Genomic DNA, 9,812 nt, shown 5'->3' with positions numbered 1-9,812 from the left:
AGCGTGCTCCGTTAGTTAAACCATGCGCCAAGGGGTAAGGTCACGTCCAGCAGGCGGTCGAAGGCGTACCAGAGCAAAATGCCCAGTACCGCACCCGAGAGCCCCGCTGTGGGCAGCGTGGCGTTAAACAACATGCCGATCACCATCGTCAGGATAGCGGTGGCAATCGGGAAGCCGAGCCACTCAAAGCCCCACGCGTACATCAGCAACACAATTACCATTACCAGCAGACGTTGCAGAATGCGCCTGGGCGGCCACTCCACGGTGTCAGGATGGCGCAACAGCATTGCTACGGAGCAGAGCAGCATCAGGCCGACGATACCCATCGGAAAGGGGCGTGGCCCCACCGGTTCATAACTGTATTCGCTGTGGATCTGCCAGGCGACGAACAACCCGCCAATGCAGAGCAGCAGCCATATCCCGGCAAAAATACGATCGCTCATAGCGCCTCCGTTTACTTCGCCAGACCGAAGGCTTTCGCCTGTTCGCGGTAGTCATTCACCTGTTTTTTGACATACTCGTCCAGCTGCTTACCGTTGAGGTTGAACTCAAACAGGCCGCGCAGATCGCGCTGCTTTTTGAACTCATCGGTTTGCTGGAGTTTGGCGAAGGCATCCACCCACCACTGGTATTCGGCGTCGGTCACTTTCGGCCCAACGAAGAAGCCGCGAATAATCGGCCAGACCAGGTTGTAGCCTTGCTCTTTGGCGGTAGGGACGTTCGCCAGCTGGCCCGGCAGACGGTTTTCCGAGAAGACCGCCAGCACGCGGATTTTATCCCCGCTCAGGTAAGGCACCATTTCACTGAGGTCGCCGGAGACGGCCTGCACGTGATTACCCATCAGCGCCGTGACCGGCTCGCCGCCGCCTTCAAAGGCGACGTAGCGCATCTTGTGCGGGTCCACTTTTGCCTGCTGCGCCAGCAGGGCGGCTTTCATCCAGTCCTGGCTTCCGATCGACGCACCGGCGCCAATCACCACGCTGTTCGGGTCTTTTTCCATCGCAGTCAGCAGGTCTTTCAGCGATTTCCACGGGGAATCAGCGCGAACGGCGATCATGCCGTAATCCGTTCCAACGGTCGCGAGCCAGCGCACGTCATCCACGCCGTAGCGGCCAAATTTGCCCTGCGAGAGGTTCAGCAGCGAGCCGCCGGAGAAGGCCACCACGGTACCCGCTTCGGCGGGACGCTGCGCCACAATGGCGTTGTAAGCCACCGCACCCACGCCGCCCGGCATGTAGGTGACGCGCATCGGTTTTTCGATAGCCTTTGTCTCCAGCAGGCTGACCTGAATCAGCTTGCAGGTCAGGTCAAAGCCGCCGCCCGGTTTGGCCGGGGCGATACATTCGGTGCGGGACGGGACATCCTGCGCCTGGACGACAGAGGCACTCAACATCAATACGCTTGCAGCAAGGGTCGAAAGTAATTGTTTTTTCATCGTTTATCCTCACGCCGGAGAACCGGGAGTACGGGTACGGGGCTTTTTTTCTGATTATGTGAACCACCTTGTAGCGGTTCCGTTGCGTGATTGTTAAAACATTAACCTTTCATTTCCCTTTCACTGCGACACGAACTTTACAGGATGTGATATGCGTCTCTTACTGGCGGAAGATAATCGTGAGCTGGCTCACTGGCTGGAGAAAGCGCTGGTGCAGGGAGGCTTTGCCGTGGACTGCGTTAACGACGGGCGGGCAGCCGACCATCTGTTGCAGGGTGAAAACTATGCCGTCGCTATTCTGGACATCGGTATGCCCGGATTCGACGGCCTTGAGGTCGTCCATCGTTTGAGAAAGCGCGGGCAGACGCTCCCGGTGCTGTTTCTCACCGCCCGCAGCAACGTGGCGGACAGGGTGAAAGGACTGAACGCCGGGGCGGATGATTATCTGCCGAAGCCGTTTGAGCTGGAAGAACTTGATGCGCGGCTGCGCGCGCTGCTGCGCAGAAGTGAAGGGCGAACCCAGGAGCGTCAGCTTTTGGGCGAGCTGGAATACGACGATGACGGTTTTTTTCTGCTGCACGATGAACCGCTCTCCCTGACGCCGCGCGAGCTTTCCCTGCTGAAGGTGCTGATGCACCGCCGGACCCGGCCCGTTTCCCGCCAGCAGCTGTTCGATCAGGTGTTTAGCCTGAACGACGACGTGAGCCCGGAGAGCATCGATCTCTATATTCACCGCTTGCGCAAGAAACTGAGCGGCAGCGGGGTGAAGATTACCACCCTGCGCGGGCTGGGTTACGTGCTGGAGTGTGGCGATGAAGTGGGCTAAACCGCAGTCCCTTTATCTGCAACTTCTGCTGTTTCTGGGGTTACCGCTGCTGCTGTTATGGGGATTATCAGCGTTTAATAGCTACGTCAGCGCCCTGCAAGCGGCGACGCAGGCTTACGACCGCACGCTGTTATCGTCGGCGCGTACGGTCTCTGAGCGGCTTGAAGTGCATAACGGCAAGCTGCAGGTGAATGTGCCCTGGGTGGTGCTCGACAGCTTTGAGCTCAACATGAATGACAGGCTGTATTACAAGGTGGTAGACCCCGCCGGGCGGGTGATTTCTGGCTACGACGACCTGCCGAAGATGCCCCCTTCAACCTCGCGCACTACGCTCTACCCGGCGCTGGCCTGGTTTTATCACACCGAGTATCGCGGGCAGGCGATTCGCGTGGCGAAGCTGCTTCAGCCCATCAACGAAGATAACGTCGTCGGGATGGCGGAGATCTATGTTGCTGAAACGCTGCAGTCCCGTCGCTATCTTGCCAGCCAGTTGCTTTTTTCGTCCTGGGTATCTCAGGGGCTGCTGGTCCTGCTGACGCTGATCTTAACCGCCTGGCTGTTGCGTCGCGTGCTGCGCCCGATGCGCCAGCTGTCCTCGCTCATGGTGCGTCGCGAGCCGGGGCTGCTGTCTCCGCTGCCCGAGCTGCTGCCCTGGTCAGAAACGCGCCTGCTGATTGTGGCCTTCAACCGCTATATTGACCGACTGCGTGGAGTGCTGTCGCGGCAGGAACGCTTTAATGCCGATGCCTCTCACCAGCTTAAAACCCCGCTGGCGGTGCTGAAAACGCAGGTCTCCGTGGCCCTGACGCGGGACGATCCGGCGCTGTGGCAGGAGAGTTTACGGGCGATGAATGTGACGCTGGATAACACCATTGTGCTGACTGAACGCCTGCTTCAGCTTTCGGCGGTGAAGCGAAAAGAGCAGGGGGAGCGCCAGTTTACCCCGGTGGATCTGGTGCAGGTCGTGCAGAATTGTTGCTTTTCACGGCTGGCGCAGGCGCGCAGCAAAGCGATTGACCTGGGGTACGACGGTGAGCTGCAGCCGACGATTATCGAAGGCGATGAGGTTTTGCTCGGCGAGCTTTGCGCAAACCTGCTGGAGAACGCCATCAAATACACGCCGGAGCACGGGATCGTAACGGTTTACCTGCGCGTGGATAACGGCGCGGTTGACCTGAGCGTGGAAGACAGCGGGCCGGGGATTGCGGAAAATCTGATCCCGCAGGCGATGCTGCCGTTTCGCCGTCTGGATAACGTCGGTGACGCGGCAGGGTCTGGCATCGGGCTGGCGCTGGCGAGCGATATTGCCCGGCTGCACTGCAGCCATCTTCAACTTTCCCGCAGTGAACACTTAGGCGGGCTGAGTGTGAAAATGCGTTTTCTGCTGATGGGATAAAGGCAGATATTATCAAATCGTTACAAACTAATTGTCTGACGCACGCAGAGTGCTTGATCCCGCAGTGAGGCAGGTTAAAATCTCGCGGTTTTGGGACTTAATATCTATAAATTGTGCGGGATCACGACAATGAAAAAAGTGGCATTAATGGGCTTAGGCCTGATGGTTATCTCTTCGGCGGCTAACGCCATCAGCTTCAACGGCTCGGCGGGTGAGGATTATACCCATCTGGGCTTTGGTCTTGGCACGGATAGCGCCGGTCTGGCAATGACCGGCGGCTGGACGCATAACGATGACGACGGCGATGCGGCAAGCCTTGGGCTCGGCTTCAACGTTCCTCTTGGTCCATTCCTGGCGACCGTTGGCGGCAAAGGGATCTACACCAACCCGAACGACGGCGACGAAGGCTACGCGGCGGCGGTCGGCGGCGGCCTGCAGTGGAAAATTGGCGACAGCTTCGGCCTGTTCGGCGAGTACTACTACTCTCCGGATTCGCTCTCCAGCGGTATCGAAAGCTACGAAGAAGCCAATGCCGGTGCGCGCTGGACTATCATGCGTCCGATCACTATCGAAGCGGGTTATCGCTATCTGAACCTGGCGGGTAAAGACGGCAACCGCGACAACGCGCTGGCTGATGGCCCTTACGTGGGCGTAAGCGCAGGCTTCTAATCTCTTCGGCGCGGCGTCCTGTCGCGCCAGTTTCTCTCTGCTCCCCCCATTCAATTGCGCTATAGTGTTTCGACCATATAAGCGGGAGAACACAATGATTAACGTGGAGATGTTATCCACCGGCGACGAAGTGCTGCATGGGCAAATTATTGACACCAATGCCGCCTGGCTTGCCGATTTATTCTTTGAGCAAGGATTACCGTTAACGCGCCGCAACACCGTGGGCGACAATCTTGAGTCACTGGTGAACGTTCTTCGCGAGCGCAGCGAGCACTGCGACGTGTTGATTGTGAACGGTGGACTCGGCCCCACCAGCGACGATCTCAGCGCGCTGGCTGCCGCCACCGCGAAAGGCGAGGGGCTGGTATTGCACGAGGCGTGGCTGACGCAGATGGAACGCTTCTTCTCCGATCGTGGTCGCGTGATGGCACCCAGCAACCGCAAGCAGGCTGAAATACCCGCCAGCGCAGAGCTGGTCGATAACCCGGTCGGTACCGCCTGCGGGTTTGCCGTACAGCTCAACCGCTGCCTGATGTTCTTCACCCCCGGCGTGCCTTCTGAATTTAAAGTGATGGTCGAGCAGCAAATCCTGCCGCGCCTGCGGGCGCGCTTTACGCTGCCAGAGCCGCCGCTGTGTCTGCGCCTGACCACCTTTGGCCGCTCGGAAAGCGATCTGGCTCAGAGCCTGGATCATCTCCAGCTGCCGCCGGGCGTCTCGATGGGCTATCGCTCGTCGATGCCCATTATCGAACTCAAGCTGACCGGCCCGGCGACGGAAAAAGCCGCCATGCTGGCGCTGTGGCCTGAAGTGCAGCGCGTCGCGGGCGAAAGCCTGATCTTTGAAGGCACGGAAGGGCTGCCCGCACAGATTGCCCAGAGTCTTCAATCCCGTCAGCTGAGCGTCACCCTCAGCGAACAGTTCACCGGCGGCCTGCTGGCGCTGCAGCTTTCCCGCGTGAATGCGCCGCTGCTCGCCAGTGAAGTGGTGCCGTTCCAGCAGGAGACGCTGGCGCAGACCGCGCGCTGGGCGTCAGAGCGCAGGGTGAAACACTTTGCCGGTCTGGCGATGTTTGTGGGTGGGCTGGATGAGGAACATCTCAATTTTGCGCTGGCAACGCCGGAAGGCACGCATGCGCTGCGGGTGAAAATGAGTATAACGCGCCACAGCCTGGCGGTGCGTCAGGAGGTCTGCGCGATGATGGCGCTGAACATGCTGCGCCGCTGGCTGAACGGTAAAGAAGTCGCCAGCGAGCACGGCTGGATTAACGTCGTGGAGTCGCTGTTCATCGAATGATGCGTTTGCCGGGGCCTCTCGCCCCGGCAATGCTTACCCCAGCGCTTTCGCCAGCAGGGTAATGGGATGTTCGCAGCGTTTACTGGTGGACATCTCAATCTGCCACTTGCAGGTTTCGCAGTCCGTTACCACGATATCCGCGCCGCTCTCTTCAATCTGGCGGAACAGCGGAGCGCCAATCGCCTGTGACGTTTCGTAGTTTTCACGCTTAAAGCCGTAGGTGCCCGCAATCCCGCAGCAGCGTGAGTCCAGCACCGTCAGCTCCAGCCCCGGTATAAGCCGCAGCAGCTCCAGCGTATAGAGCGACCAGCCCATTTTCTCCATGTGACACGGCGTGTGATAGACCACCTTCAGCGGTAATGCCTTCAGCGGCAGCGTCTGTCCGCCGTCCAGCTTGCGCCACAGGAAGCGCGTCGCCAGCTCAATATGCTCGCGCAGTCCGGTATTATCGACATCCAGCAGGTGCGGATACTCATCGCGCAGCGTAAAGGTACAGGTGGACGAGGTGGCCAGGACCGGGATCCCCTTGTCGACGATGGCCTCGCGCAGCGACGAGACGTTACTTTTCGCCTGCTTACGCGCTTTATCGGTAAATCCGTTGGCAATCAGCGGGACGCCGCAGCACTTCTCCTTGCTAAGGAGCTGTACGCCGGTACCCATGGCGTTCAGCACTTTCAGCAGATCTTTACCCAGCTGCGGGTGGTTGTAATTCACATAGCAGCCATGGAAAAAGGCCACCTGGTCGGCGTACTGGGCCTGTTCCGCCGCGACGGACTTGTACCAGCGGCGGAAGGTGCCGTGAGAATATTTCGGCAGGCTGCGGTGATGGTCGATTTTAAGCGTGGCATCCAGCAGCTGACGCACCGACTTGAGTGAGGTCGCGGCATTCACCAGCGGGGCAAAGGGCGTCGAGACGCTGCCCATCAGATCGGTATGGCTCAGGATCGCATCGCGCAGTGTGGGTTTCTGCGTGCTGTAGCGCGCGCGGGCACGCTGGATGATATCGCCGATTTTAACATCCGACGGGCAGGCTACTTCGCAGCGTTTGCAGTTGATGCAGTATTTCAGCGCCTCGTCGTACAGCTTGCCGTCCTTCAGGCGAAGACGCTCGCCGTCCGGCCCGGCCTGCTTCGGACCGGGGTAGCGCGGGTTCACGCCGCTGACCGGGCAGACGGTGGTGCAAACCGTGCATTTGATGCAGCTTTCGAAACGGGTGTCGTTCATTGTGCAACCTCCGTGCGCTGAATAATCTGCTCTGCAACGTGGAGCGCCGTGACGGCGCAAACCCCGCCGCCGCAGCCCTGTGCGATGGGATCGTATCCGCCCAGTACGGAGCCGATGGCGAAGAGATTGCCGATCGATTTACCGGAAAGCTGCGGGTGCAGATGCGTATCGGCGATGACGCCGAACTGCTGCCAGGGCTGCGGCGTGAAGAAATCACTCTGATACCAGTCCGCGCGGGAAGCGCTCTGCCGGACATCCAGCCCAATAATGGCTTCCCGAATGCCGTTGCGTGTGCTCAGCAGCCCGTTGCTGAAGAAACTGCCGCTTGCCAGTACCGCGTAGCGCGCGCGGAGCGGAATATCATCATGGTTCCGCGTCCAGATTTCGCTCACCGCGCCGTCGGTCAGGGTGATTTTTTTTACCTCATCACCCGCCATCCACACGCCGCCCTGCGCAACAAACTGGCGCTGAAGCTGGGTGTGCAGACGAATGCCCGGCACGGAAGGGGGAAGCGTAGGCAGCAGGCCGAGCGAGCAGGGCAGACGATCGGACAGCCAGCGCCAGAGTCGGTTGTCGTTTAAACCAAAGCAGGCGGGCATCAACAGGGCATCGCAGGTTTCGCCGAGTGGCCTGAGCGCGTCATACAGCAGCGGCCATTTGTCCTCGTTATCCAGAAAACGGGCGATATTCACCGCGCGAAACTCGCTCGGGCTATCGCGCAGGACATCCAGTTCAGGCAGTTCTATCTCTGCCGTCTCGGCGTTAACGCCCTGGCGGCAAAGTGACGCCGCCGCGAGATGGGGCTGAAAATCCAGAAAGCCGCTAATACCCACCACCCGCACGCGCGCGGCGTGAATGGGGGCGACGGGCACCTCTTCCGGGCTGAGCCACGCGGAGCGCAGGGTGCCGAGCGGCGTGACGCGCTGGTGATTTTGCCTGGCGCTTCCCTTCAGACGCGCGCCACAGTCCGCCAGCAGCGCTTCGGTTTCCAGGGCAAAACGGTCAACGTTGTGCGCGCCAATCAGGTGATACGGGTGCTCCGGCGGCAGCGTATCGCGGTACGCTTCATCCACCAGATCCAGCGATCCCGATGAGAAGTGCAGGGCGCTCTGGCCGCGGGTGATAATGGCGCAGCGCAGCCCCTGCTTCGTGAGTTTGATGCCGCAGAGCAAGCCTGCCAGCCCGCCGCCGACAATCACGGTATCAAATTTCATCGTGTTGCTCCTTCTCAAGACCGCAAAGTCCCTGGTAGACCCAGCGGGTAAATTCGCTTTCGCGCAGGGCGTCCCCCCAGGCGACAGGTTGAATGCCTTTCCAGCGCTCGTTTAAAAACGCGCTGAGCTGATCGAGCGACTGGGTGGCGGTGGTGGTGTGAAAACGCTGCAGCAGCCCGGCGGCACGACAGGCGCACAGCTCGCCCTGGCAGGTGCCCATGCCCACGCGGGTGCGGCGGCGGAGGTCGAGCAGGCTATTGACCGTCAGGCTCTCCACCGCGTACTGCACCTCACCGGCGGTGACGGCTTCGCACTCGCACACCAGGCTGCGGCTCAGCCGTCCTTCACCGAGCCACTGTGGCGTTCTGTCGCCGTGGCGGTAAATCGCGGATCCGCGCAGCGGCGCGGGCAGGGAGATAATTTTTTGCAGGGTTTTTTCGGTGGACTGCCGCGAGCCGGGCAGCGGCTGGTCTGCCGTCATGCAGGCTTCGGTATTCCCCAGCTTGCGGCAGACGGCATCGGTCGCCCACTCGGCCATCAGGCGGTAGGTCATCAGCTTGCCGCCTGTGATGGTGATAAATCCGTCCATGCCGTCGCGCCCGGCGTGATCGAGCAGCACGATGCCCCGGCTGACGTTGCGTCCGCTCGGGTCGTTGTCGCTGGCGACCAGCGGACGCACGCCCGCGTAGGCGCGCAGAATACGCGTCTGCGCCATTACCGGGGCCAGTTTTTCCCCTTCCCGCAGCAGAATGTCGACCTCTTCGGCGGTCACGCGGTTGTAGTCAATTTCGCTGTAGTCGACGTGGGTTGAGGTGGTACCGATTAACGAAATGGTGTCACCCGGGACGAGGATATCGGCGTCGGACGGTTTGCGGCAGCGGTTGATCACGTGGTTATTGATGCGGTGGTCGAGGATCAGCAGCGATCCTTTCGCCGGGAACATGCGCACCGACAGGTCGGCGTATTCCGCAATGCGCTGCCCCCAGATCCCCGCTGCGTTGACCACTACGGCGGCATACAGCTCGCTGTGTTCGTTGTACTGCGTGTCAAGGAGCCGTACGCCGCAGATGCGATGACCTTCGCGGATAAGCCCGGTCACTTCGTGCCCGGTCAGAATGCGGGCGCCATGCTCGCGGGCGTCCAGCATATTGGCGGCCGTCAGGCGGAAGGGGTCGACGGTGCCGTCAGGCACCTTAACAGCACCGATAAGCGCCGGGTTAACCGATGGTTCCAGCCGCCTCGCCAGCGCCGGATCCATGGCCTCCGCCTGAATGCCCGCCGCGGTGCAGGCGGTAATAAAGGTCTTCTGAAAGGCGAGGTCATCTTCGGGCAGGGTAATAAAGAGGCCGTCAGTCGGCTCAATGCAGTGGCGGGCGATACGCTTGAGGATTTGGTTTTCAGCAATACATTCGCGCGCGGATTCACAGTCGGTCACCGCATACCGCGCGCCGCTGTGCAGCAGGCCGTGGTTACGCCCGGTTGCGCCTGTGGCAATGTCATGACGCTCCAGAAGCGTTACGCTGAGGCCGCGCAGGGCGCAGTCGCGTGCGATCCCGGCGCCGGTTGCACCACCACCAATGATTATCACATCGCTATAACGAGGATCGTGAATGGTCATTGTTTACCCTCTATGTTCGTTTTTTTATCATTTAGCCATATCAATCGTGTGGTTTGTTTGATTTCGAACATAAACGCGCGAAATTCGAAAGTGAAACGTGATTTCATGCGCTTTTTTGCGCATTCCGTCATATTTC

The 9,812-nt window shown here is 60.1% G+C and carries 9 protein-coding genes; 4 read left to right on the top strand and 5 right to left on the bottom strand.

The features are described from left to right. Positions 1-11: 11 nt before the first annotated feature. Together ACOQH0_RS15680 and ACOQH0_RS15675 are read right to left on the bottom strand one after the other, a co-directional pair. On the bottom strand, positions 12-443 hold the full coding sequence (locus ACOQH0_RS15680; protein WP_010433389.1) for a tripartite tricarboxylate transporter TctB family protein: 432 nt from the start codon (positions 441-443) through the stop codon (positions 12-14). Positions 444-454: 11 nt separating this feature from the next. Further along, positions 455-1,435: a Bug family tripartite tricarboxylate transporter substrate binding protein gene (locus ACOQH0_RS15675; RefSeq protein WP_089597926.1), complete on the bottom strand. Its 981-nt coding sequence runs from the start codon at positions 1,433-1,435 to the stop codon at positions 455-457. A 151-nt stretch (positions 1,436-1,586) separates the two neighbouring features. Between ACOQH0_RS15675 and tctD the strand changes: the two genes are divergently transcribed. From tctD to ACOQH0_RS15655, 4 genes are all read left to right on the top strand, one after another. Then, positions 1,587-2,261, top strand: a complete 675-nt coding sequence (gene tctD, locus ACOQH0_RS15670; RefSeq protein WP_042716616.1) for a transcriptional regulator TctD — start codon at positions 1,587-1,589, stop codon at positions 2,259-2,261. Further along, positions 2,248-3,657, top strand: a complete 1,410-nt coding sequence (locus ACOQH0_RS15665; protein WP_421510780.1) for a sensor histidine kinase — start codon at positions 2,248-2,250, stop codon at positions 3,655-3,657. The genes tctD and ACOQH0_RS15665 overlap by 14 nt, the downstream gene beginning before the upstream one ends. 129 nt (positions 3,658-3,786) lie before the next feature. Then, a complete protein-coding gene (locus ACOQH0_RS15660) occupies positions 3,787-4,326 on the top strand; it encodes a YfaZ family outer membrane protein (RefSeq protein WP_010433398.1) in 540 nt (179 codons plus the stop codon). A 94-nt stretch (positions 4,327-4,420) separates the two neighbouring features. Then, positions 4,421-5,620, top strand: a complete 1,200-nt coding sequence (locus ACOQH0_RS15655) for a nicotinamide mononucleotide deamidase-related protein YfaY (RefSeq protein ID WP_256459138.1) — start codon at positions 4,421-4,423, stop codon at positions 5,618-5,620. A gap of 33 nt (positions 5,621-5,653) precedes the next feature. Here the strand turns inward: ACOQH0_RS15655 and glpC are convergent, their stop codons facing one another. From glpC to glpA, 3 genes are read right to left on the bottom strand one after another with little or no spacing between them, the layout of a single operon-like run. Continuing rightward, on the bottom strand, positions 5,654-6,844 hold the full coding sequence (glpC, locus tag ACOQH0_RS15650; RefSeq protein WP_421510779.1) for an anaerobic glycerol-3-phosphate dehydrogenase subunit GlpC: 1,191 nt from the start codon (positions 6,842-6,844) through the stop codon (positions 5,654-5,656). Next, entirely contained in the window at positions 6,841-8,058 is a 1,218-nt protein-coding gene (glpB, locus tag ACOQH0_RS15645; protein WP_421510778.1) for a glycerol-3-phosphate dehydrogenase subunit GlpB, read from the bottom strand. Before glpB ends, glpC begins: the two co-directional genes overlap by 4 nt. After that, the gene (gene glpA, locus ACOQH0_RS15640) at positions 8,048-9,676 is read right to left on the bottom strand and encodes an anaerobic glycerol-3-phosphate dehydrogenase subunit A (protein ID WP_420984947.1); all 1,629 of its coding nucleotides are present in this window, start codon (positions 9,674-9,676) and stop codon (positions 8,048-8,050) included. The genes glpB and glpA overlap by 11 nt, the downstream gene beginning before the upstream one ends. Positions 9,677-9,812 lie beyond the last annotated feature (136 nt).

It is taken from the genome of Enterobacter sp. JS8-1 (genome assembly GCF_049187015.1).
In the GTDB taxonomy this organism is placed as follows: domain Bacteria; phylum Pseudomonadota; class Gammaproteobacteria; order Enterobacterales; family Enterobacteriaceae; genus Enterobacter; species Enterobacter mori.
This window is presented reverse-complemented; position numbering and strand designations above follow the sequence as displayed.